Below are 22,893 nucleotides of genomic sequence, written 5' to 3'. Positions count from 1 at the left end.
TGTCGGCGCTCACTTGGAATATCGGCGGATGGCCAGCAGCAACTCTTCCACGCCCTGGGCGCGGGCTTCATCGCTGAGGTCGGGACGGGCGACATGCTCGCGGGTGTGGGCCTCGATGAACTGCTCCATCAAGCCATTGACCGCGCCGCGAATTGCCGCCATCAGGTGCAACGTCTTGGCACAATCGGCCTCGGATTCCAGCGCTCTTTCAACAGCCTGAACCTGCCCGGCAATGCGCCGAACCCGGTTGAGCAACTCGCCTTTGTGTTCGTGTGTATGCGACATACCTATACCCCCTATCCCTATATGGCGAGCATAGTCGCTGTTCCGATCGAGAGGGGCAAGGCCTGTTTTCGACCATCCGTCGCAGCTTGAATTTTTGACGTGAAAGGATTGAGGCGGAGCGTCAGTCGGCAACCGCCTCTGGAAGGTGTTTCAGAGGCAGGATCGTTGGGAACCCTCGTCTGTCAGGCCCATTGCAGTGGCGAGGACGACGAGAAGCAGAGGTCTATGTCCAGTTGCGCTGCAGCCGACAGGTTGACCAGCGCATCCAGAGAGAACTTGTCGATTTTGCCGTTGAGTACGTCGTTGAGGCGCGGCTGGGTGATGCCTAGACGCTTGGCCGCCTCCTTCTGCGGAAGCTCCCAGGCACGAATCGTTTCGCACAACGTGCGCATCAGCTTGGCCCGCAGGCGCATGTTGGCCGCTTCCTGCGGCGTGTCTTCCAGTGCATCCCAGACGCTTGCGAAACGCTGGGAAGAGTTTTGATGATCCGTCATGGTTCAACCTATTTCCTGGTATCTGGCCCGTGCCAGTTCTATGTCTCGCGTCTCGGTTTTGCGCGTGGTCTTTTGCAGGGCGTGCAGCACATAAATCGCGTCAGGCCGGTTGACCACATAAAACACTCGATACGCTCCTGAATCCTCGGTGATTCGGATTTCATTGACGCCCCGCCCGACGGTCTTCATGGGGCGCCAGTCAAAGGGTTCGTCACCCTGCTGCAACAGATCCAATTGGAATCCGGCAGCTCTGCGAGCATCGAGGGGAAAAGCTCTCAGATCCTTTAGCGCACTCCCGACAAATACCACGTCCTTGTGTCTTGGCATTGGCTTCTCCTGTGTTGGAAGGAAAAGCGTAATAGCCCGGACGGAATCGTGTTGCACAGGTGTGTTGCAAGGAATGGCAGCGATCACATACCAGCAGACTATATCGAAACCGATATAAATCAAGTTTGAATTGGCTTATCTGACATTTGGTATCACAAAGTAGAAATTCGCGAGCCAGCGCACCTGATATGCCGACGCAGAACCCTTGTGGGAGCGAGCTTGCTCGCGATGGCGGACTGAAAAATGAAGCATCATTTTGCCCTCATCCGAGAGGCTACATCGCCTTGCGCCTTTGCCTACAACTACGCCAGAATCCGCCGGCTTGTGCAGCTTGGGGCCTGCCAGTAACTTGATTCGCATCACTGAATGGTCAGTGAACGGGTTTAGTCGCTCGGTGCTTTTTCTCAAGTTCGCAAACTGTCATTCAGTCAGGTATCTCTACGCCTGTACTCAATGGTAGCTGTGCGCAGGGCGCCTTCGGGTGCGCCGGTAATGCTTGGGTACTGGTCGACTAACCTGCGTACAGCTGCCACCTATTGTTTAGTCGCAAGAACGTGTCAGCCTCATTTTGAGGTTACCCAGCAAATGTTCAAATACGTTCCCGATCCACCCGAAACTGACGTACCCAACGAGTCCGACCCAACCTCTCCTTACTCCACAACAGACTCAAAAAAACTCCACGAAGCCGCCGAGCGCGCCCTCGACCATTACCTGAAACCCACCGCCCCGAAACAACACTGCCCCGGCCGCATGTTCCACGTCGCCCCCGACCTGGATCAACATGCCCTGCTGGCCCACGCCTGCGAATCGATGACTTCGGCCAGCGTGATGCTCAGCGACTTCGCCGCACTGCTGGACCCGCCCTACCGCAGCACCGTGCTGGGCATCGCCCAAGTGGTGATGTGTGGCGAACTTGCGGTGAACCGGGCGCTGGACACTCTCGATGCCACGACCTGAGGAACACCCATGGAAAGCAAATCCGATGCACACATCGTCGCCGCCCTGATCTCCATCGGCCTCAATGAGAAAGACAGCCAATGGGCCCAAAAGGCCTGTCTGCTACTGCTCGAGAGCGAACGGAAATCCATCGTCAGCGCCGCACTCACCGCCCTCACCCAACTCGCCCGTGACCATGGCGAACTGGATCGCAACCGCCTGCTGCCGGCACTCACCAGCGTAAAACGCAGGTTTCCAAGCCTGACCGGCACGGTCGCCGCGACGCTGGATCAGATGGCGATGGCTGCGTAACACCTGGGGCATAAGGCAAGAAAAAACCCGCTGCCTCCGTTGAGGGAGGCAGCGGGTTTTGTGTTTACAACTCATAAGAAATCGCTCCACGGATCTTGCCGAGAGCGTCATTTTGTAACAACCGCTTGAGCTTCAGAACCGTCCTACATCTTTCAAATGCACATTCAGATAGCGTTCCCAACGCTTTAAAAGTTGGAACAAGGACGCTCATGGCTCGAAAATCAGATATTCCCCGAATACAAAATCCCCCCTCAGGCGACGGGCACCACATCACTACCCGCTACATGACTGCTACCGAACTGGCAGAGCAGAACGCCAGACAAAAAAAGTACGACGAGATGCAGGCCAGGCAACAAGACTACGAAGATCGCTTTCTTCGGCAGTCTCAACAACCGAATCAACACAGCGCCCTAGGGTGTGTATTTACCAAGAGCTGCAACCTCCCCGACGGCGTCATCAACCATGAAAGCCCCGCAGGGTTTATCCCGGTCGAACGACTGGCTGACTTTGGAGCATTCACCTTGCTCGGTGGCCGCGAATTAGACGCGGCGGGAAATATCACCCTCAAAAGAATAGGTGGTGCCAAGTTACCGTCTGCTATAGGCACGCTTCTCTTGGGAGGCTCGGCTTCTATTGGCACCAGCACAAGCGCCATATCCAGTGTGGGCGCAATCACGGGCGGTGTTGCCGCAGGTGCTTTGGCGGGCATGGTTGCACTTTTGTGGCCATCCAATCTTGGTGACAGTTCACTCTATACCGAAGAACAGCTCAGATCGCTGAAGGAAGGCCGAACACGTATTCGACTACAGGTAGAGCAACAGCCCGATGGCAGTCTCAAAGGGTACGGGTACAACACTCAAAAGCGCCCTGACTGGGAAATGATTCCGGTTGTGCAGTTCACAGCCCAAGGCTCTCGCCAAGTGGCTGACTTTGGCAATGGCGTCACGTTGACCTGGACGCCTGCCGTCGATTCATCCAGCACCTCGGGTATCCCACCGCTGGAAGGTGCCCCACAAACTCCGACTATCTGGATTTATCCGCCGACTGAGCAAGCAGACAAAATCATCGTCAACCCGATCTATCCGCCGGAGTACGAGGATTTCATCCTTGTGTTTCCGGCTGACTCCGGGGGGCAGCCTCTGTATGTTGTGCTCTCCAGGCCAGCACTGGGCGGTGATATCAAATACCACAGGCCCCCACGCACACTGCCCGCATTCCCGGATGCCCAACCAGTCAAATCAAAAAGCAGCGTTCAGGGTGGAGGAGGCAAGCGAAGCCGCTGGAAGGACCGGAAGGGGCGAATATATGAATGGGATAGCAAGACTGGCGCTATTGAGCTTTACAACAAACAAGGCAAACACCTTGGTGAATTCAACCACGAAACCGGTGAACAAATAGATCCCGCAGACCCCGAGAGATCTACCCCGAAGTAATACAGGAGGCTTTTAATGTTTTTATGGATAAGTGGCTTTTTGAAAGGTGATGAAGAGGACGACTCTTTGAAGTTTGAACTGACGGTGAAGCCTGAGGCAGAAGCTGCGGTTTTAGCGTTGCTGGGTTGGGAAAGCCTGGAAGAAAGCGAGGCCGGAGAATGGTTATTGAATGACGGTCAGGTCCGGCAAATTGCGTCAGTCCTTAATGAACACCTACCAACTGAACTAGATCTTTTTATCGGGGTTCGGGAATAGTTGAGTCTTTTCTATCAAGAACCAACAGTGAACCACGATGAAGCAGTGAGGATTCTTGAAAGCGGCGTGGAAAGGAATGTTGTCGCTGGATTGATTTCTATTGGCTTGAACGAATCAGACAGAATTTGGGCTCAGCAAACCTGCCTGAAGTATTTCGCCAGCAGCAATGAGTCGGTTGTCGCATCTGCCATTACCGCTTTGGGCCACATTGCTCGAAGGCACGGCAAACTGGACAAAGACATTGCCTTCGCGGCCCTGGAAGAAGCAAAGACAAGATTCCCCTCCCTGGAAGGCGTGATCGCAGACACGCTTGACGACATTGAGGCATTTACCTGATTCATCGGGCCCTTGCATGCAGGACGTTGTGATCAGGAACGCCCCTCATCACAACGTACTCCCCCACGAGCTTCAATCCTCCCGCGTCAAAACCTCAAGCAACTCAATCTCGAACACCAGATTCGAATTCGGCGGAATCTTGCCCATCGTGCGCTCGCCGTAACCCAGATGCGCCGGCACCAGCAGCTTGCGCTTGCCGCCCACCTGCATGCCCATGATCCCTTGATCCCAACCCTTGATAACCCGGCCCGTGCCGATCACACACTGAAACGGCTTGCCCCGGCTCCAGGACGAATCGAATTCGGTGCCGTCTTCCAGCCAACCGGTGTATTGGGTGGTGATCAACGCGCCTTTGACGGCGGCTTTTCCGTCACCGGGCTGAAGATCGATTATCTGCAGTTCATCATTCATAACATTCGCTCTATTGTTCCGCTGGCCGCCGTTTTCCCAGAAATGCCGGCCATTGGCAACCGTTTGACCCAAGGTTGCCGCTGTTTCCGGCGTTGGCCGTGAATTAAGATAGCGACACGCCATCACTCCCGGATCGATACGCCATGACAGCGACGCTTGAATGACTCAACTCTGGATCAGCTTCGCCATTGTCGTCGTGCTGATGGTCGTGATCGCCGTTCTGATCCGCCGAGTGCGCGAGCTTCGTCAGCAACTCGCCGAGTATCGCGCATTGCTCACCCGCGCCGCCGAGGGCCAGAACATCCGTCAGGATGGTGACGCTGACCGTTTCAAGCGCAGCCAGTATTTCGCCCGGATCGGCACCTGGGACTGGGAGGTCGACACTGACCGGCTCTACTGGTCGGACGCGATCTTCGGCATGTTCGGCTTCAAGATCGGCGAAGTGACGCCCTCCTACGCCCTGTTCTGCTCCTGCGTACACCCCGACGACCGCGCCCGGGTGCGCGCCGGGGAATTGCGCTGTCTGGAGACCGGTGAAAACCACGATGAGGAATACCGCGTGGTCTGGCCCGATGGCACGATTCGTTGGCTGCGGGAAACCGGCAATGTGGTGCGCAACGATCACGACGCGGTGATCAAGATGATGGGCGTGGTGCGCGACATCACCGAAGAAAAGGCCTCGGCCAGCTACCTCCAGCACCTCGCTCATTTCGACCCGTTGACCGGCCTGCCCAATCGATTGGTGCTGGAAGAGCGGCTATCGGAAGCACTCGAACATGCGCGCATGACCGAGACGCGGGTGGCGCTGGTATTTATCGATCTCAACGGCTTCAAGGCGATCAACGACCGCTACGGTCACGCCGCCGGCGACCGCGTTCTGATCACCACCGCCACGCGCCTGAAACGCATCCTGCGGGTCAGCGACACCGTCGCGCGGATCGGCGGCGACGAATTCGTGGTCATCCTGCAAGGCCTCGCCCCCGGCCTGAACCTGCAGGACGAAGCCCGCAGCATCTGCCAGAAAATCTTCATCGAACTGTCCCCGCCAATTCCCATCGGCAACGAACAACGCCACATCGGCACCAGCCTCGGCGTCGCCGTCTTCCCCGACCACGCGCCGACCATGGATCGGCTCCTGCACATTGCGGATCTGGCGATGTATGAGGCCAAGCGCAGCGGGAACAATCAGTATCGATTGGGCGGCGGGCAGACGCTCAGTCATGGCCGGGCTGATTGAATTTCAGCGCTCGGGCGTACCGAATACAACGCCATTGAAGGTATGCGTGCAGCACTGGCAACTGGGCGTCATGTCTTCGGCTTTGAGGGCGGGATTGACGATTTGCAGGCGCTTGTTCTCATCGACGTATAACCCGCTGTAGATACTGGACTCACCCACCCCCACCACATCCCTTCGCTCATGTTCATGCAGAGCGACCATCCAGAACACCGGCTCTTGCCGATCCAGCCGCGACACCGCTTCACTGAAAATCTCGTCCCAATCACCGCCGACACGCGACAACAGAAAGCGAAACAACGGCGTGTAATCGTAGCCATGATGCTTGATGCCATGCATCGAACCGCGAGTAGCCTCGCTGTGGATTTCAGCCTTGGTGTTTCGCTGATGCCGGTAATGCCCGCCCGGGTTATTGCGCCAAACGTTATGGGCGGTGGTGTTTTCTTTGCGATAAAGGGGTTTCTTGTCCAACGAATTGCTCCTGACATCCAGTCACTCGAAACGCCCCTCGCGTTTTACCGGAACGGCGCTCGAATGCAATCAACCGTCCATGGCCATTTGTTGCTTGAGGTCAGCGCTCCACCGGCTGAATCGCCACAATCGTCCCGTTGGTGATCATCACCATTACGTACTTGTCATTGATCTGCACCCACTGCGCCTGCGGTTCCGGCTGCTTGAGGCCTTTCTGTTTCCAGTTTTTGATGGCTTTTTCGCTGCGCTGGTAGATATCCGGGGCGCGGTCGTTGACGTTCAGTTCGCGGTTGCCGGTCGGTGATTGTTCGACGGTAGAGGTCGAGGTTTGCGCCGCTTGAACGAGGGGGCTGATCCCGGCGATGCCGGCGACGAGGGCCAGGCTGGCGATTAGGGTCTTGTTGTTCATCGGTGAACCTCCTGAGATTTGTGATACCTGAACTCCGACTGCGGGGTTCTGGAATCATTCCTTGTTTTTTGATGATGCTGAACCGGAGATTGTAGCCGTGCCCCGAAACGCGATCCGGGCTCGCCCGCCACCGGGTGAATACAGTCAACGGCATCCATTTGCGATAAGATCGCGCGCCCCCACAGAGTGAACAAGGACATCACCGTGAAAATCTATCTCATCGTCAATCTGGTGTTGCTGGCGCTTCTGGGGCTCTACGCTGTCAGTCTTTTCAACAAACTTGTTGCCCGGCGCAACGAGATCAAGAACGCATTTGCCCAGGTCGAAGTGCAGCTTAAACGCCGCTATGACCTGATCCCCAATCTGGTCAGCATCGCCAAGGGTTATCTGGCCCATGAGCGCGAAACCCTTGAAGCGGTGATCGCCGCACGCAATGCCGCCGTGGCCGGACTTGAAGCTGCACAGGCGAAACCGGGCAGCGCCCAGAACATCGCGCAATTAGGGCTGGCGGACAGCGCACTCAGCAGCGCGGTGGGTCGCTTGAACCTGACGCTGGAGGCTTATCCGGAACTCAAGGCTTCGCAGAACATGCAACAACTGAGCGAAGAGCTGAGCAGCACCGAAAACAAGGTGAGCTTCGCGCGGCAGGCGTTCAACGACGCGGTGATGACCTACAACACGCTCAAGCAGAGCTTTCCGGCGGTGCTGCTGGCGGCCAGTTTTGGCCATCGCGAGGATGCGGTTCCGTTGAAGTTTGCCGATACGCTGGCCATCAAGACCGCGCCCAACGTTTCTTTCTGACTTCTTCTCTCCATGGATGGCTCGATGAACTTTTTCGAACGACAAACCCAGGCCCGAAACCAGACGCAACGGCTGGTGTGCATGATGATTCTGGCGATTGTCATGCTGATCGGGATAACCAGCCTGCCCTTCGTCTTCAATGGTTTTGAGGATTACCTGAGCGGGACTGGCACGCTGGCGGACGCGTTTCTGGCGATGGCCGTTATCGCATCGTTCATCAGCAGCATCGTGGTGATTGGCGGTCTGCTGAAATACCGGCAACTGCGCGCGGGCGGCAAAGTCGTCGCGGAGAAACTGGGTGGTCGCCTGCTCAATGGCAATGTGCGAACCCTGGACGAGCAGCGGTTGATGAACGTCGTCGAAGAAATGGCGATTGCCTCCGGCACCTGCATGCCAGCGGTGTATCTGTTACCCGACGAAAGCATCAACGCCTTCGCAGCCGGATTTAAACCGGAGGACGCGGCCATTGGTGTGACCCGTGGCGCAGTGAAACTACTGACCCGGGAAGAACTGCAAGGGGTGATCGCTCACGAATTCAGCCACATCTTCAACGGTGACATGCGCCTCAACACGCAACTGGTGGCAGTGGTGCACGGCCTGTTGGTGTTGGGGCTGGCTGGCACTTACATAATGGCCAGCCTGCTCAAGCGCGACAAACGCGACGTGCGGTTGATGCTGGTGGTTTTTGCGCTCGGTTTCGCACTGTGCGTGGCCGGATTTATCGGAAATCTCTATGGCAATTTGATCAAGGCGGCTGTCAGTCGTCAGCGTGAATTCCTCGCCGATGCGAGCGCGGTGCAATACACGCGCAATCCGCAAAGCATTGTCGACGCCCTGAAAAAAATCGGCGCCCATAAACAAGGCTCCATCATCAACTCCCCACGTGCCGCCGAGTTCAGTCATCTGTTTTTCAGCACGGGCGGATCAGGTTGGCTGAGCCGGATGTTTGCGACCCACCCTGATCTGAGCGTGCGGATTCGTCGGATCGATCCGCAGTGGGACGGGAGTTTTACGACGGCTGCCGCAGCGGGCAAACCGGTGCCAGATCAGATGGCGGCAACCGCGGATTGATTCAGCCTCCACGTCCACGGATGGTCAGATGAATTTCTTTGAACAACAGTGCCGGGCCAAACGTCGCTCGGTGCAGCTCGTGATCTTGATGTTTCTCGCCGTACTCGGCTTGATTCTCGTGTCCTTCATGCTCCTGATTCTGCCGATCTCGTACGGCAAAACGCTCGAGGATCTGGCGGAAAACTGGCAGTTTTTCGCGATCATTGCAGCGCTGGTAACGGCTGTTGTGTTGCTCGGCGGACTGTTCAAATACGTCGAACTGACAGGGGGCGGAAAAGTGGTCGCGCGCCGTTTGGGTGGTCGTCTGATCAACCATGACGCGCGGACTCTGGAAGAGCGTCGCTTGGTCAACGTAGTGGAGGAAATGGCCTTGGCGTCTGGCACCGCCGTTCCTTGCGTGTATCTGTTGCCGGATCAGGGCATCAATGCATTTGCCGCCGGTTTCACCCCTCAGGATGCAGTGATCGGCGTCACTCAAGGTGCGATAAGCCTGTTGTCACGCGATGAACTGCAAGGCGTTATCGCCCACGAATTCAGCCACATCTATAACGGCGACATGCGCCTGAACACTCAACTGGTCGCGATCGTTCACGGGATCATGGTGATCGGGTTGGCGGGAAACCATCTCTTGCGCGGTCTTGAGGACACACCACACCCATCTGCCAATCGTAAGCAGCCGACCATTCTGGTCAGCATGTTTGGCACCGCGCTGTGCATTGTCGGATTCTCCGGGACGTTCTTCGGCAACCTGATCAAGGCTGCGGTCAGCCGGCAACGCGAATTCCTGGCCGATGCGACCGCCGTGCAATACACCCGCAACCCCGACAGTATCGCCGGGGCACTGAAGAAAATCGGCGGGTACAAAATGGGCTCGACCCTCAAGGCCGCCCGCGCCGCCGAGTTCAGCCACCTGTTTTTCGGCCCTGGCACTACAAGCTCTCATCTGCTCTCGGGTCATCCGGATCTGCGTGAACGCATTCGCAGGATAGACCCTGACTGGGACGGGATTTTTGTGAACATCGCCGCACCTGCGCAAGACTCGATGGTAGCCAGAACCGTGCGGGCAGCGCCGACCAAGGAGCTGCCATAGCACGCCATTGATCCGCTTGACACATCAATCCATGCCAACAATGCAATTAACAAATCGATCCCTGCGCGCCACTATCCGCCCCAATAAGAACCGTGCGCCGCCTCCCCGTCGCGCACGTCATAAAAGCGGTGGAGTATTTTTCGATGACAGCCTCAATCCCACACGGCGGCTCGCGGGCCGGCGCCATTTTCCGGGTGACCTCGGGTAACTTCCTCGAACAGTTCGACTTCTTTCTGTTCGGTTTCTACGCCACGCAGATCGCGGCGGTGTTCTTTCCGGCGAGCAGTGAGTTCGCGTCCCTGATGATGACTTTTGCGGTGTTCGGCGCAGGCTTTTTGATGCGTCCGCTGGGGGCTATCGTGCTCGGCGCGTACATCGATGATGTGGGCCGGCGCAAAGGATTGATCGTCACCCTGTCGATCATGGCCAGCGGCACGATCTTGATTGTGCTGGTGCCCGGATACGAAACCATTGGCCTGTTCGCCCCGGCGCTGGTGTTGATCGGGCGGTTGTTGCAAGGCTTCTCCGCCGGTGCGGAGCTGGGCGGGGTTTCGGTGTATCTCTCGGAGATCGCCACGCCGGGTCGCAAAGGCTTTTTCACCGCCTGGCAGTCGGCCAGTCAGCAGGTGGCCATCGTCGTCGCAGCCGCACTGGGTTATGGCTTGAACCAGTGGATGGCGCCGGAAGCGGTCGCCGATTGGGGCTGGCGGATTCCGTTTTTCGTCGGCTGCATGATCGTACCGTTCATTTTCTTTCTGCGGCGCAATCTCGCGGAAACCGAGGAGTTCGCCGCTCGTAAACATCGCCCGAGCATGAAGGAAGTGTTCCGCACCCTCGGCCAGAACTGGGGTGTGGTGCTGGGTGGAATGCTGATGGTTGCCCTGACCACCACCGCGTTTTACTTGATCACTGTATACGCACCGACCTTCGGCAAAACCGTGCTGCACCTGAGCACGTCCGATGCGTTGCTGGTGACGCTGCTGGTGGGCGTTTCCAACTTTTTCTGGCTGCCGATTGGCGGCGCGCTGTCCGATCGTATCGGGCGGCGTCCGGTGTTGATCGCCATGTCGCTGCTGGCCCTGGCCACCACGTATCCGGCGCTATCGTATCTGGTGCAGGCGCCGAGCTTCAGTCACATGTTGCTGTCGCTGTTGTGGCTATCGTTTATCTACGGCCTGTACAACGGCGCGATGATTCCCGCGCTGACCGAGATCATGCCGGTGGAAGTGCGGGTGGCCGGTTTCTCCCTGGCTTACAGCCTCGCCACTGCCGTGTTCGGCGGATTCACTCCAGCGATGTCGACCTTCCTGATCCAGTACACCGGCGACAAAGCCGCACCGGGTTACTGGATGAGCATCGGCGCGCTCTGCGCACTGGGCGCGACGCTCTATCTGTATCGCCGGGCCGGCGGTCGTCTGCAACCTGTTACTGCCTGAGAACATCACCATGAAAAAACTGTTTACCGTTACAGCCCTGCTCGCCGGTCTTGCGTTCAACGTTGCGGCCCAGGCCGAAGAACTGCGAGTCATGACCTCCGGCGGCTTCACCGCCGCCTACAAGATCCTCGGGCCGAAATTCGCCGCCGCCACCGGCAACACGCTGGACACCCAACTCGGCCCGTCGATGGGCAAGGCGCCGGAAGCGATCCCCAATCGCCTCGCCCGTGGTGAAAAGGCCGACGTGGTGATCATGGTCGGCTACGCCCTCGATGATCTGATCAAGCAAGGCAAGGTTGATCCGGCGTCGCGGGTGGAGCTGGCAGACTCGCGAATCGGCCTGGTGGTGCGCGAAGGCGCGCCGAAACCGGACGTCAGCAACGTCGATGCCCTGAAGAAAACCCTGCTCGACGCCCAATCGGTTGCCTACTCCGACAGCGCCAGTGGCGTGTACATCGAGCAGCAACTGTTCAAGAAACTCGGCATCGAAGATCAGCTGAAACCCAAGGCGAAGATGATCCCGAAAATCCCGGTGGGCTCGGTGGTTGCCACTGGCGACTATCAACTGGGCTTCCAGCAGGTCAGCGAATTGCTGCCGGTGCCGGGGGTGAGTTTTGTGGCGAAGATTCCGGAATCGGTGCAGTCCGTGACCCGGTTTGCAGCAGGGATTCCGGTGGGTGCGCAGCACCCGCAGGAAGCCAAGGCGCTGCTCGCTTATCTCGCCGCCCCCGCTGCCCAGGCTGACGTGCAGGCCACCGGGCTGGACTCGGTCAAGCGCTGACCGTAGGCGGCTGGACTTTCATTTCCACCACCAGCCGCTCCAGTTCCAGTGCCGCCGGGGTCAGCGTACGACCCCGGCGTTTGATGATGCCGACGCTGCGCATCACTTGCGGATCGGTCAGCGGCACCCGCGTCAGAATCGGATGATCCGCCGGCGGCATCGCCATCAATGGCACCGCCGCCACGCCCAACCCCGCTTCCACCAAGCCGATCATTGTCGTCACATGCCGCGTCTCGCAGATGCTCGGGCGCTGCGGCACCACTTTGGCCAGGGCCTGATCCAGCAGAAACCGGTTGCCCGAGGTCTTGTCGAGCGAGATGTAATCCTGCCGGTAGAACTCGTCCCAGGTCACGCTGCTGCGCCCGGCCAGCGGATGATCGCGACGACAGGCGACCACGTAGCTCTCCTGCACCAACGGTTCGAAATCCACGCCCGCCTCTTGGGTGCCCATGAAACTCAGGCCGAAATCCGCCTCGCCATTGACCACCGCGCTCAGCACGTCGTGGGCGCTGGAATCGAGGACTTTGACTTTGATTCGCGGGAACTGCTGGTGATAACGGGCGACTACGCTCGGCATGAAGTAATACGCCGCCGACGGCACGCAAGCGACGGTTACGTGGCCCTGCCGATTAGAGGCGACTTCACTGATGCCGAGCAACGCGACGTCCAGATCGTCGAGCAAGCGTTCGACGCTGGGCATGAAACCGCGTCCGGCCTGGGTCAGGCTGACCTTGCGCGTTGTGCGTTCGAACAGCTTCACGCCGAGGGCGTCTTCGAGCTTTTCGATGCGCCGGCTCAGGGCCGGTTGCGACAGGCGCACGGTGTCGGCGGCCTTGCGGAAACTGCCCTGCTCGACCACGGCGCGAAAGGCTTGCAGGTCGTTGAGGTCGAAGTTGATGGCCATGGAAGACTCGAGGGAATTGATTCGTTGAGGTTATAAATGTAACCAATTGATGCAAATTATTACAGAAGCACATCTGCTCAAGCAGGCTGTGCGCTGGATCTGCAATCATTTCAGCCTTTATCCTTGTCGCCCCCCGCCGTACCGCGTTACTGGAGTTCCGCTCATGCCCCATGAAGGCAATCTGTTGCAAGCCGCTGTCGTCTTTCTTCTGGCCGCCGTGCTTACCGTTCCCCTGGCCAAGCGCCTGCAACTGGGCGCGGTGCTCGGTTATCTGTTTGCCGGGGTCATCATCGGCCCGTCGGTGCTGGGCCTGATCGGCAATCCGCAAAGTGTCAGCCACATTTCGGAACTGGGCGTGGTGTTGTTGCTGTTCATCATCGGCCTTGAACTGTCGCCGCGACGCTTGTGGGTGATGCGCAAATCGGTGTTCGGCGTGGGTCTGGCGCAGGTGCTGCTGACCGGTTCGGTGATTGGTGTGCTGGCGTTGTCGGTGTTCGGCCAGCCGCTGAACAGCGCGATTGTGCTTGGGCTTGGCCTGGCGCTGTCGTCCACCGCGTTCGGACTGCAAAGCCTCGCCGAGCGCAAGGAACTGACCAGCCCACACGGTCGTCTGGCGTTTGCGATTCTGCTGTTCCAGGACATCGCGGCGATTCCGCTGATCGCCCTGGTGCCGATGCTCGCGGGCGTCGATCACCACACCAGCACCGCCGACGACGTGCGTCACAGTTTGCAGGTGCTGGGCAGCATCGCCGTGGTGGTGATTGGCGGACGTTATCTGTTGCGTCCGGTGTTCCGCGTGGTGGCGAAAACCGGTCTGCCGGAAGTGTCTACCGCCACCGCGTTGCTGGTGGTGATCGGTACTGCTTGGCTGATGGATATGGTTGGCGTGTCGATGGCGCTGGGTGCGTTTCTTGCCGGGTTGCTGCTGGCGGATTCGGAATATCGCCATGAGCTGGAAGCGCAGATCGAGCCGTTCAAGGGCCTGCTGCTGGGGCTGTTTTTCATCAGCGTCGGCATGGGCGCCAACCTCAGTCTGCTGCTCAGCGCGCCGATCACGGTGCTGGGACTGACGCTGTTGTTGATCGCCCTGAAGTTGCCGCTGCTGTTTGTAGTCGGGCGTCTGGCCGGTGGATTGAACAAGGTCAGTGCAATTCGCCTCGGCATCGTGCTGGCGGCGGGCGGTGAATTTGCGTTCGTGGTGTTCAAGATCGGCCGCGATCAGGGCCTGTTCGAACCGCGTCTGTATGACCTGCTGGTACTCACCATCACCCTGTCGATGGCGGTCACGCCGTTGTTGCTGCTGATCTGCGCACGACTGGTCAGCCCGAAGGTGCAGCCGGTGGAAGTGCCGGAGAAATTCCGCCAGATCGAGACCGAAACCCCACGGGTGGTGATTGCCGGCATGGGCCGGATGGGTCAGATCGTGGCGCGGATTCTGCGGGCGCAGAACATCAAGTTCGTGGCGCTGGACACCTCGGTGGAAACCATTGAACTGTCGCGCAGTTTCGGTGGTGTGCCGGTGTTCTACGGTGACCCGATGCGGCCGGAAATCCTAAGCGCGGCCAAGGTCGGTGAGGCGGAATATTTCGTGATTGCCACGGACGATCCGGAGACCAACATCAAGACCGCCGAGATCGTGCGCAAGCTCTACCCGCACATGAAGATCATCGCCCGGGCGCGTAACCGGCAGCATGTTCATCGGTTGGTGGATGTCGGCGCCGATCCGATCCGGGAGACCTATTACTCAAGTCTGGAAATGAGCCGCCGCACGCTGGTTGGCCTCGGTCTGACCCAGGCCCAGGCCGATGCGCGGATCAAGCGCTTCAAGCACCATGACGAACAGGTGCTCGAGGCTCAACACGCGGTGTACGACGACGCGGCCAAAGTGCTGCAGACCGCTCAGGAAGCGCGGGCGGAACTGGCCCGATTGTTCGAGTCGGATCAACTGGAAGAACAATCGGGCAAGTCCTGAGTTCTTGCTGATCGTTCCCACGTCGAGGCGTCGAACCGTCCGCGTGGGAATGCAGCCCAGGACGCTCCGCGTCCGTTCCGGAGCTGGAACGCGGAGCGTCCCTTGAGGCATTCCCACGCAGAGCGTGGGAACGATCAGGTGGGAAACTCCCACAGGTTCAGGCCATCTCCAGCGCCCGCTCTTCCTGCACGGGCGCCACTTCAAACCGGTCCGCCAGAAACGGCGTGATGTCCAGCGGCAGCGGTTCATCGTTGACCAGTTTGTCCAGCAACACCCCGGTGATCGCCGACGTCAGCACGCCGGTGCGGAAATGCCCGCAGGCGTTGAGATAACCCTCCACCCCGGCCATCGGCCCGAGAATCGGCAGCTCATCCGGCGAGCCCGGCCGCAGCCCGGCCCAGGTGCGCTTGAGGTTGATGTCCGCCAGTTCCGGCAGGCAACGCACGGCGCCCTGCACCAGCCCGGCGATTTCCGGCCAGGTGGTGGTGACGTCGAAGCCCTTGTCCTCGGTGGTGCTGCCGATCAGGATCTCGCCGTTGTCCTTCTGCGCCATGTAGCAATCGCTGGTGGTCAGGCAACCGTTGAGGATTTTCGGCAAACGTTCGGTCAGCAGGATCTGGCCTTTCACCGGTTTCACCGGAATGCGGATGCCCGTGGCCCACTCGCTCAAGTCCGCTGCCCAGGCGCCAGCGGCGTTGATCAGGGTCTTGCAGTGAAACACCCCGGCTTCGGCCGTTTGCACGCCAGTCACCCGCGTGCCGTGATGCAGCACTCCGGTGATGTTGGTGTTGACGTACATGTCCACGCCATTCTGCCGGGCGCCTTCGGTGTAGGCGTCGGCCAGGCGGAACGGGCTGACCTGATGGTCGCAGAGAAACTCCAGCGCGCCGCGCGCTTCATGGCTGACGCTTGGCTCGGACTCGCGCAATGCAGCCTGATCGAGCCAGCAAACCTGATCGGCCAGGTGCGGAATGCAGCCGACGATATGCTCGGCGTACAACCGGTCTTCATCGTCATAAATCACGAATTTGAGCCCGGTCTTTTCGAACTTGAAATCCATCCCGTGGTTGTCGCGCAGCTCACGGTGCAACGCCGGGTACAGCGCGTTGGACTGCAAGGCAAAATCGAAGAATGACGGCGGCAGGATGTGCGGCGTGCTGGAGTCCACCGCCACCGCCGCGCCCTGGGTTTCGCGCTTGCGGTTGGCCGACATCATGCGGAAGAAAATCACCCCGCAACCGAGGCCCACCGACTCGCCAATCGCCCATAGACCACCGGCCGAGGCGCGGGTCGCGTTGCCCGGGCGCTTGGCGTCGATCAACGCGACCTTGAGCCCTTTGCGCTTGGACAGTTGATAGGCGATGGACGCGCCAATCACACCGCCGCCGGCGATGACCACGTCGTAGAACTTACTCATGGGAAACGGCCTCCGTGCCGAGGGACTGGAACGCGGAAAAAGGAATCGGATCAATCGGGAAACGCGGCCGCAGCCAGCCGACATCCTTGCGCCCGGTGGCCTGTCGCAAGCGGTCGCTGCAATAGCCGACGCACATCCGCCCCTGACAGTCGCCCATGCTCACGCGAGTGCGCATTTTCAGGCTGGCGATGTCTTGCACGCCCTGCTCCAGCGCGCGGTCGATGTCGGCGCGGGTCGCGTGTTCGCAGCGACAGATCACTGTGTCGGCAGCCGGCAATGCGGTTTGCCCGACGCCGCGTTCGGTGTAGCGGTCCACCGCCGCACGGAAACGCACGATGGCTTTGAGTTTGCCCAGGTAACGGTCGCGACGGACGCGCGCCAGTTCCTCTTCAAGCACACCGCGTTGCAGCAGGATCGAAGTGGCGGCGATCTTGCCGGCCAGCATCGCCGCTTCACCGCCACGAATCCCGCCCATGTCACCGGCCAGATGCACGTGGGGCTCGCTGCTTTGCTGCCAGATGTTGGCGTTGGCGCGCAGGTAACCGTCGTCGCTGAAGCCGTGATCCAGGCCCATCTGCTGACTCAGTTGCGTGCGCGGAATGAAGCCGTAACCGACCGCGAGGGTCTTTGCTTCGAAGCGTTCGACGCGGCTCATGTCCGGTTCCCACGTTGCCGAGTACGGCGCCACGCTGACGCTTTTCAGTTCGCCTTCGCCGTGCGCTTCGACCACGCCCCAGCCGTAGTTCATCGGGATGCCGTGCAGTTTCAGGTAGGCGAGCATGCTCAAGCCATCGAGGAACAGCTGCGGCTTGTTCAGCAGTGCCAGACTTTCCTTGGCGATCTTGCCGAATGCGCAGGCCTCGTAGACCCCGGCCACACTCACGCCCGACGCATGCAACTGGGTCGCCACCAGCGGCAACAACGGCCCGGTGCCGGCAATCACCACCGGTCCCTGCGGTTTGACCACGCCACTTTTGATCTGCAATTGCAGGCCGCCGAGCATGATCACGCCGGGCAAGGTCCAGCCGGGAAACGGCACGCTGCGTTCGTGGCAACCGGCGGCCAGCAGCAACTGCGGGTATTCGATTTCGTGCAGACGCTCGTCACCGTCCAGCACCACCAGCGAGCGCGTGCCTTCGGCGCCGACCACGCGATGGTTGAGGCGCACGTCGATCAGCCCGGACTGCTCCTGGAAATCACCGTGCAGTTTGCCCAACGCCTCGGAATAGCGCGGCCCCAGATAATCCAGCTGCACACCGTCACGCAGCGGCCCGCGATAGACCACTCCACCCAAACGCGAGGCCTCTTCGAGCAAGGTGCAGCGCACCCCGTGCAGGGCCAGTTCGATGGCCGCGGCCATTCCCGCCGGGCCACCGCCGACGATCACCGGATGCAGGCTCATACCACCTCCTGCCCGTGAATACGGTTGACCTGGGTTTCGATCAGCATGCCCTCGCGCACCACGGTCTGGCAGGCGCGGCGCTTGTGCCGGCCGTTGATTTTCACCAGGCAGCACTGGCACACGCCCATGCCGCAATAGGCACCGCTGACCTGGTTGTGATCGTTGCGCGCGACCTGGCGCACGCCGAGGGACTGAATGACGCTGAGCACGGTTTCGCCGATGGCGGCGGTGACCGGCTGGCCGTTGATGTGGACAGTCATATCCGCCTGCGCCAAAGGCTGGATATCGAAGGTTCTTTCTAGGCAGTGCATTGCGATGATCATCCGTGAAAAGTTCAGGTGAGGTTGAAACAGCTCCTTGCTGCACTACACCTCGCCGGCTCGTGGGGGTTATCGCTCTCTATCGGGCCGGCAGGTTGGTTCCGCTCGCGCAGCAAAGTGCGCGCAAGCAATGTAGTCGATCCAGCGGCAAGGGCCTGGAAATTTCACGGTAGGGGATATTGCGCCGACGAATATTGATCCAGGCCATGGAAATGACTGTACGGTTCTGCCGCCGATCAGTTGGAGAAGACGAACTGGCCCTTGATCTTTTTCGACCCGATGAAACCAAGGTCGGGGAACAGTTTGGTTTTCAGCCACGCCACAAAAAACACCATGGCCAAGGTCAGGCCTGCACCGATCAGGGTGGATACCGGATCCTCGGAATAGCCTTTGAACAGGCGAGAAATCTGACTGAGCGTGAGGATCACGTAAATGGTGTAAGCCTGAGCGGAATATTTATAGAAGCCCCAGGCAAACAGCAGCGGAATACCGGCGGCGATCAGCGTGAATACCAGGGCAAATCCGACACCGATGTCCAGCCCCATGAAAAAACCGGCGAGCGCGCCGAGCAGTGCCTGAATACAGGTCAGGACGATCAGGATCGTGACCTTGCGCGCATGCTGCCGACGCAACTGGGGATCAATCCGCGAACCTATCCAGTAAGCCAGAACCCGATCCTTGACCGCTCCACCGGAAAACGCCTTGAAGGTTTCGTTTTTCGAGCGTCCTGCATCGAGCATCTCATCCAGCTGGCGTTTGATTTCCTTCTTGTCCAACGTCTTCATCCTTAAACAGGGTTCGAAGTGGCCGATCCACTTCCCGCACGGATTCTGGCCGCTGGCCTCTTAGAAAGCAAAAAGCCGCTTCAACCCGAAGGTGGAAGCGGCCAAGGCATGTGCCTCAAGGAATCAGTGCACGAACAGGGCGATCAGGATGATGATCGGGATTGGAACGCCGAGGAAAAACAGCAGTAGTGAGCGCATGGTGGTTCTCCTTGATTAACGGACTGGCGGCAGCGTGGTCGTGGTGTAGGTTTCGACTTCTACGTACTCGACCGCATCCCGGCGGCGACCGCCGAAGGTGGCCGAGAGGCTGGCGAAGAACGCACCGGCCAGCAGCGCGATGAACATCCACAGCGAGGTCAGGGCAGCGACTTTGGCGGCAGTGTCGGCGGCTTGTTGCGCTTTAACCTTGGCGTCGGCGATTGCCTTCTGGGTGCGGGCGTAGATTTCATCGACCCGACGTTCGGCGTCGGCCTGGGTCAGGTTGGTACGCTGAGCGACCAGTTGCGCTAGGTAGGTGCGGTCTTCGGCGCTGAGCTGACCGTTCGCCAGGCTCTGGGCGAAGATTCGGGTCACGGTGCCACGAGCGGCGTCATCGCTGACGGCGGCGGGACGATCGTCGCGGAACAGGCTGTCGACGAAGTAGCCGTACTGATCGCTGTCAGTGTTGGCCGCTGCAGTGCCGGCTGCTTGTGTCATCGCACTGGCTGCGCCACCGGCAACGCTTGCACCGGCCTGTACACCACCGCTGACGATGCTGCTGACCGAGCCAACCACCAGCGTCGCGGTGACCAGCGTCGCCACACACCAGGCGAGGAAGCCATGAGCGGTGTCGCGGAAATACACCTCGTCACCGTGCATGTTGGCCCATTTCACCCGCAGGCGACCGGCGATGTAGCCACCCAGTCCCGAGGCGATGATTTGTGTGGCGGCCAGCCAGATGATCGTTGAAATGCCCAGGCCCTTGGCGCTGACGCCCTCCCCGGCCCACGGTGAAACAGCGGAAAAGCCCAGACCGAAACCCAACAGCACCAGAATCAGCGACAGTGCCGCTGCAGCGGCAGCCCCTGCGAAGATCGCGCCCCAGGACACCCCTGAGACGTTGCTCGACTCTCCTTCGTAGGCAGGATAAAACCCATCAGAGGATCTATTCATTGTGGTAGTGCTCCAGGCATGAAAAATGGTGTTACAACTCGTCATCAGAGGAATTGCAGTGACCGTGCCAGTCGCCAACATTAAATAAATCGTTTGAATTCAATCGCTTAAAAAGTCTGAACTTCCTAAGACCATGCAAATTGCAACAACGGGTCGATAACAGCGGGTTTTATGCATTGGCACAAAAGCCCGGTCATTTGCGTTTGTAGCTTTTCTTGCCAATCGGAGTCAGGCAATACACGCCGCCGCGCGGCCCGGTGCAGAACGAGCCGGTGCCGCAATCACAGGCGTCGTTGCTTTGCAGAAATTGTTGCGGTCGCGCCTGTTCGCGGCTGCCGAACATGGCAGCGCAGCTCTTTTTCGAGCCACTGATGGAGCCGTCATTGCACAGGAACAGATCGCCGTCGCAGCGATCGATGCCGCCCTTCTTCCCGGAACACGGGGTGTTGGCGGCCAGTGCCGAAGCGCTCAGCAGCGCCAGCAACATCCCGGCCATCGGCATCCAGCCACCACGAATCAACCGGCTCACGGCTTCACTCCTTGAAAAATGTGGCCAGATGATATCAACGTTTCACAAAATAATTCGGCGACTGCGACTAATGACGGCTAAAACATGAAAGTTAATTTAAAGCGCCCGCGCAAAATCTTGGCAAAATGCTGCCATTGCGTTTGAACAGACCAGCAGGCCCACCATGACTCGCATCCTGACCATCGAAGACGACGCCGTGACCGCCCGGGAAATTGTCGCCGAACTGAGCAGCCACGGCCTCGACGTGGACTGGGTCGACAACGGCCGTGAAGGCCTGGACCGCGCTGTCAGCGGCAACTACGACCTGATTACCCTCGACCGCATGCTGCCGGAGCTTGATGGCCTGGCCATCGTCACCACCCTGCGCACCATGGGCGTGGCGACGCCGATCCTGATGATCAGCGCCCTCTCCGATGTCGACGAGCGTGTGCGCGGCTTGCGCGCCGGCGGCGATGACTACCTGACCAAACCGTTCGCCACCGACGAAATGGCTGCCCGGGTCGAAGTGTTGCTGCGCCGCCAGAACAGCAACGGCGCGCAGCCGACCACGTTGCAGGTGGCGGATCTGCAACTCGACCTGATCAGCCACGAAGCCCGCCGCGCCGAGCAGGTGCTGACGCTGTTGCCGACCGAGTACAAGTTGCTTGAATTCCTGATGCGCAACAGCGGCCAGATCCTGTCGCGGATGATGATTTTCGAAGAGGTCTGGGGCTATCACTTCGACCCCGGCACCAACCTGATCGACGTGCACATCGGCCGCCTGCGCAAGAAGATCGACCCGCCGGGCAATGTCCCGCTGATCCGCACGGTGCGAGGCTCGGGTTATGTCATTGCCGAACCCGTCTGACGGTTGGCGCTCTTCCAGCAGCCGTTTGCTGGCGCTGTACAGTTCGTTGTTCGTGGCCTGGAGTGCGATCCTCATGGGGGTCATGTACTTCGAGGTGTCCGGTTATCTCGACAATTTGGCCAAACACTCGCTGATGCAACGTCAGCATCTGTTTTCGCACTTTCGCGGCGATCAGCTGGAAGACGCGCTCGCCGCCAGCATGACCTTCGACATTCGCGGCATCGACGCCTACGGCCTGTTTGACGCCCAGCACCGCTACCTCGGTGGCGCGTTGCAGAAAATCCCCGAGGGCCTGCCGCTGGACGGCAAGATCCACATGCTCAGCGAATGCGCCGACTCCGACGACCCGACTCTGCCCACCGACAGCTGCGACGCGGTAGCCACCCCGACCCGCGACGGTCGCTGGCTGGTGTTGCTGCGTGACAACGGCTCGCTGTTCGCGGTGACGAAGATCATTCTGCATGCCTTGCTCTGGGGCGTTTCGCTGACGATTGTGCCGGGAATCGTCGGCTGGCATTTGCTGCGTCGTCGGCCGCTGCGGCGAATCCGGGCGATCCAGGCCAGCGCCCAGTCGATTGTCGCTGGCGACCTGACTCACCGTTTGCCGCTGTCCAATCGCCGCGATGAACTGGACATGCTCGCCGCCATCGTCAACGCCATGCTCGATCGCATCGAACGTTTAATGAACGAAGTCAAAGGCGTGTGCGACAACATCGCCCATGATCTGCGCACCCCGCTGACCCGTTTGCGCGCGCAGTTGTATCGCATGCAACAGCAGGCTGGCGAAGGCTCGCCGGAAGCGGCGCAGCTGGATCTGGTGCTGGCTGAGGCCGACACGCTGATGGCACGGTTTCGCGGGTTGCTGAGGATTTCCGAACTGGAGGATCGTCAGCGGCGTTCGGGGTTTGTCGAGCTCGATCCGGTGTTGTTGCTGCAGGAACTGCACGAGTTCTATCTGCCGCTGGCTGAAGACGACGAGCTGCGTTTCGAGCTGAACATGCCGGAAACCCTACCCATGCTGAACGGTGATCGGGCGCTGTTGTTTGAAGCGCTGGCGAACCTGTTGAGCAACTCGATCAAGTTCACCCCGGCCGGTGGCACGGTGGTGTTGCGCGGGGTCAATGATGCGGGACATACGCGGATCGAAGTGCACGATTCCGGGCCGGGCATTCCCGAGTCGGAACGGGAGGCGGTGTTCCAGCGCTTCTATCGCGCCGAGGGCGGGCAACTGCAGAATGGCTTTGGCCTGGGACTGTCGATCGTCGCGGCGATCGTCAACCTGCACGGGTTCAGTCTTGAGGTGGGACGCAGCGATCTGGGCGGGGCGAAGCTGGTGCTGGATTGTCGGCAGAGCCTGATTTCACAGTCCTGACCTTCATAGATCGTTCCCACGCTCTGCGTGGGAATGCAGCCCGGGACGCTCCGCGTCCCCTCCAGAGCTGGAACGCGGAGCGTCCCTTGAGGCATTCCCACGCAGAGCGTG

27 protein-coding genes are annotated in these 22,893 nt (G+C 59.6%); 14 read left to right on the top strand and 13 right to left on the bottom strand.

From position 1 onward, the window contains the following. Positions 1-9: 9 nt before the first annotated feature. From K5E37_RS10275 to K5E37_RS10265, 3 genes are all read right to left on the bottom strand, one after another. Positions 10-285, bottom strand: coding sequence for a metal/formaldehyde-sensitive transcriptional repressor (locus tag K5E37_RS10275; protein ID WP_221533748.1), 276 nt, complete (start codon positions 283-285; stop codon positions 10-12). A gap of 182 nt (positions 286-467) precedes the next feature. Continuing rightward, entirely contained in the window at positions 468-779 is a 312-nt protein-coding gene (locus K5E37_RS10270) for a helix-turn-helix domain-containing protein (protein WP_221533747.1), read from the bottom strand. A gap of 3 nt (positions 780-782) precedes the next feature. Then, positions 783-1,106 (bottom strand): type II toxin-antitoxin system RelE/ParE family toxin, encoded by a 324-nt coding sequence (locus tag K5E37_RS10265; protein WP_102687780.1) that lies wholly within the window; start codon positions 1,104-1,106, stop codon positions 783-785. A gap of 585 nt (positions 1,107-1,691) precedes the next feature. On the opposite strand from K5E37_RS10265, the gene K5E37_RS10260 reads away from it, so the two are divergent. The 5 genes from K5E37_RS10260 (at position 1,692) to K5E37_RS10240 (ending at position 4,378) form a co-directional block, all read left to right on the top strand. Beyond that, positions 1,692-2,063, top strand: coding sequence for a DUF6124 family protein (locus K5E37_RS10260; RefSeq protein ID WP_221533746.1), 372 nt, complete (start codon positions 1,692-1,694; stop codon positions 2,061-2,063). A gap of 9 nt (positions 2,064-2,072) precedes the next feature. Further along, complete coding sequence (locus tag K5E37_RS10255; protein WP_221533745.1) at positions 2,073-2,354, top strand: hypothetical protein; 282 nt, start codon at positions 2,073-2,075, stop codon at positions 2,352-2,354. Between the two features lie 209 nt (positions 2,355-2,563). After that, positions 2,564-3,787: a colicin E3/pyocin S6 family cytotoxin gene (locus tag K5E37_RS10250; protein WP_221533744.1), complete on the top strand. Its 1,224-nt coding sequence runs from the start codon at positions 2,564-2,566 to the stop codon at positions 3,785-3,787. Positions 3,788-3,802: 15 nt separating this feature from the next. Beyond that, entirely contained in the window at positions 3,803-4,042 is a 240-nt protein-coding gene (locus K5E37_RS10245) for a pyocin S6 family toxin immunity protein (RefSeq protein ID WP_011334842.1), read from the top strand. A 27-nt stretch (positions 4,043-4,069) separates the two neighbouring features. Continuing rightward, positions 4,070-4,378 carry a hypothetical protein gene (locus tag K5E37_RS10240; protein WP_240664954.1) on the top strand — a complete coding sequence of 103 codons (309 nt, stop codon included), beginning with the start codon at positions 4,070-4,072 and terminating at the stop codon, positions 4,376-4,378. A 72-nt stretch (positions 4,379-4,450) separates the two neighbouring features. Here K5E37_RS10240 and K5E37_RS10235 read toward each other — a convergent pair whose 3' ends face one another. Continuing rightward, positions 4,451-4,789: an FKBP-type peptidyl-prolyl cis-trans isomerase gene (locus tag K5E37_RS10235; protein WP_007952931.1), complete on the bottom strand. Its 339-nt coding sequence runs from the start codon at positions 4,787-4,789 to the stop codon at positions 4,451-4,453. A 160-nt stretch (positions 4,790-4,949) separates the two neighbouring features. Here K5E37_RS10235 and K5E37_RS10230 point away from each other — a divergent pair, with 160 nt between their 5' ends. Beyond that, complete coding sequence (locus K5E37_RS10230; RefSeq protein ID WP_221533743.1) at positions 4,950-6,026, top strand: sensor domain-containing diguanylate cyclase; 1,077 nt, start codon at positions 4,950-4,952, stop codon at positions 6,024-6,026. Between the two features lie 3 nt (positions 6,027-6,029). On the opposite strand, the gene K5E37_RS10225 is transcribed toward K5E37_RS10230, so the two are convergent. Both K5E37_RS10225 and K5E37_RS10220 read right to left on the bottom strand, forming a co-directional pair. Further along, complete coding sequence (locus K5E37_RS10225) at positions 6,030-6,494, bottom strand: hypothetical protein (RefSeq protein ID WP_221533742.1); 465 nt, start codon at positions 6,492-6,494, stop codon at positions 6,030-6,032. A gap of 100 nt (positions 6,495-6,594) precedes the next feature. Continuing rightward, complete coding sequence (locus K5E37_RS10220; RefSeq protein WP_221533741.1) at positions 6,595-6,903, bottom strand: RcnB family protein; 309 nt, start codon at positions 6,901-6,903, stop codon at positions 6,595-6,597. A 204-nt stretch (positions 6,904-7,107) separates the two neighbouring features. Between K5E37_RS10220 and K5E37_RS10215 the strand changes: the two genes are divergently transcribed. From K5E37_RS10215 to K5E37_RS10195, 5 genes are all read left to right on the top strand, one after another. Further along, positions 7,108-7,704: a LemA family protein gene (locus K5E37_RS10215; RefSeq protein ID WP_074688846.1), complete on the top strand. Its 597-nt coding sequence runs from the start codon at positions 7,108-7,110 to the stop codon at positions 7,702-7,704. A gap of 24 nt (positions 7,705-7,728) precedes the next feature. Further along, positions 7,729-8,775, top strand: coding sequence for a M48 family metallopeptidase (locus K5E37_RS10210; RefSeq protein ID WP_221533740.1), 1,047 nt, complete (start codon positions 7,729-7,731; stop codon positions 8,773-8,775). A 28-nt stretch (positions 8,776-8,803) separates the two neighbouring features. Next, a complete protein-coding gene (locus tag K5E37_RS10205; RefSeq protein ID WP_221533739.1) occupies positions 8,804-9,865 on the top strand; it encodes a M48 family metallopeptidase in 1,062 nt (353 codons plus the stop codon). Positions 9,866-10,008: 143 nt separating this feature from the next. Further along, entirely contained in the window at positions 10,009-11,301 is a 1,293-nt protein-coding gene (locus tag K5E37_RS10200; RefSeq protein WP_197867573.1) for an MFS transporter, read from the top strand. A gap of 10 nt (positions 11,302-11,311) precedes the next feature. Next, positions 11,312-12,082, top strand: a complete 771-nt coding sequence (locus K5E37_RS10195; RefSeq protein ID WP_221533738.1) for a substrate-binding domain-containing protein — start codon at positions 11,312-11,314, stop codon at positions 12,080-12,082. On the opposite strand, the gene K5E37_RS10190 is transcribed toward K5E37_RS10195, so the two are convergent. Beyond that, positions 12,072-12,986, bottom strand: coding sequence for a LysR family transcriptional regulator (locus K5E37_RS10190; RefSeq protein ID WP_221533737.1), 915 nt, complete (start codon positions 12,984-12,986; stop codon positions 12,072-12,074). The two genes, K5E37_RS10195 and K5E37_RS10190, sit on opposite strands and share 11 nt — an antisense overlap. Positions 12,987-13,149: 163 nt before the next feature. On the opposite strand from K5E37_RS10190, the gene K5E37_RS10185 reads away from it, so the two are divergent. Beyond that, positions 13,150-14,958: a monovalent cation:proton antiporter-2 (CPA2) family protein gene (locus K5E37_RS10185; protein ID WP_179694481.1), complete on the top strand. Its 1,809-nt coding sequence runs from the start codon at positions 13,150-13,152 to the stop codon at positions 14,956-14,958. Between the two features lie 157 nt (positions 14,959-15,115). Here K5E37_RS10185 and hcnC read toward each other — a convergent pair whose 3' ends face one another. The 6 genes from hcnC to K5E37_RS10155 form a co-directional block, all read right to left on the bottom strand. Further along, entirely contained in the window at positions 15,116-16,375 is a 1,260-nt protein-coding gene (hcnC, locus tag K5E37_RS10180; protein WP_221533736.1) for a cyanide-forming glycine dehydrogenase subunit HcnC, read from the bottom strand. Beyond that, positions 16,368-17,777, bottom strand: coding sequence for a cyanide-forming glycine dehydrogenase subunit HcnB (gene hcnB, locus K5E37_RS10175; protein WP_085602652.1), 1,410 nt, complete (start codon positions 17,775-17,777; stop codon positions 16,368-16,370). The genes hcnC and hcnB overlap by 8 nt, the downstream gene beginning before the upstream one ends. Beyond that, entirely contained in the window at positions 17,774-18,088 is a 315-nt protein-coding gene (hcnA, locus tag K5E37_RS10170; protein ID WP_207983171.1) for a (2Fe-2S)-binding protein, read from the bottom strand. The genes hcnB and hcnA overlap by 4 nt, the downstream gene beginning before the upstream one ends. Positions 18,089-18,333: 245 nt before the next feature. After that, complete coding sequence (locus K5E37_RS10165) at positions 18,334-18,873, bottom strand: hypothetical protein (RefSeq protein WP_085602650.1); 540 nt, start codon at positions 18,871-18,873, stop codon at positions 18,334-18,336. A 222-nt stretch (positions 18,874-19,095) separates the two neighbouring features. Next, entirely contained in the window at positions 19,096-20,034 is a 939-nt protein-coding gene (locus K5E37_RS10160) for a hypothetical protein (protein WP_085602646.1), read from the bottom strand. Between the two features lie 193 nt (positions 20,035-20,227). Continuing rightward, positions 20,228-20,536 carry a hypothetical protein gene (locus tag K5E37_RS10155; protein WP_409348063.1) on the bottom strand — a complete coding sequence of 103 codons (309 nt, stop codon included), beginning with the start codon at positions 20,534-20,536 and terminating at the stop codon, positions 20,228-20,230. 190 nt (positions 20,537-20,726) lie between these two features. Between K5E37_RS10155 and K5E37_RS10150 the strand changes: the two genes are divergently transcribed. After that, positions 20,727-21,410 carry a response regulator transcription factor gene (locus tag K5E37_RS10150; protein WP_007952956.1) on the top strand — a complete coding sequence of 228 codons (684 nt, stop codon included), beginning with the start codon at positions 20,727-20,729 and terminating at the stop codon, positions 21,408-21,410. Beyond that, complete coding sequence (locus K5E37_RS10145; protein ID WP_221533734.1) at positions 21,388-22,782, top strand: HAMP domain-containing sensor histidine kinase; 1,395 nt, start codon at positions 21,388-21,390, stop codon at positions 22,780-22,782. Before K5E37_RS10150 ends, K5E37_RS10145 begins: the two co-directional genes overlap by 23 nt. The last annotated feature ends 111 nt before the right edge of the window (positions 22,783-22,893 follow it).

Source organism: Pseudomonas sp. RIT778, from assembly GCF_019718735.1.
Taxonomy (GTDB): domain Bacteria; phylum Pseudomonadota; class Gammaproteobacteria; order Pseudomonadales; family Pseudomonadaceae; genus Aquipseudomonas; species Aquipseudomonas aphyarum.
This window is presented reverse-complemented; position numbering and strand designations above follow the sequence as displayed.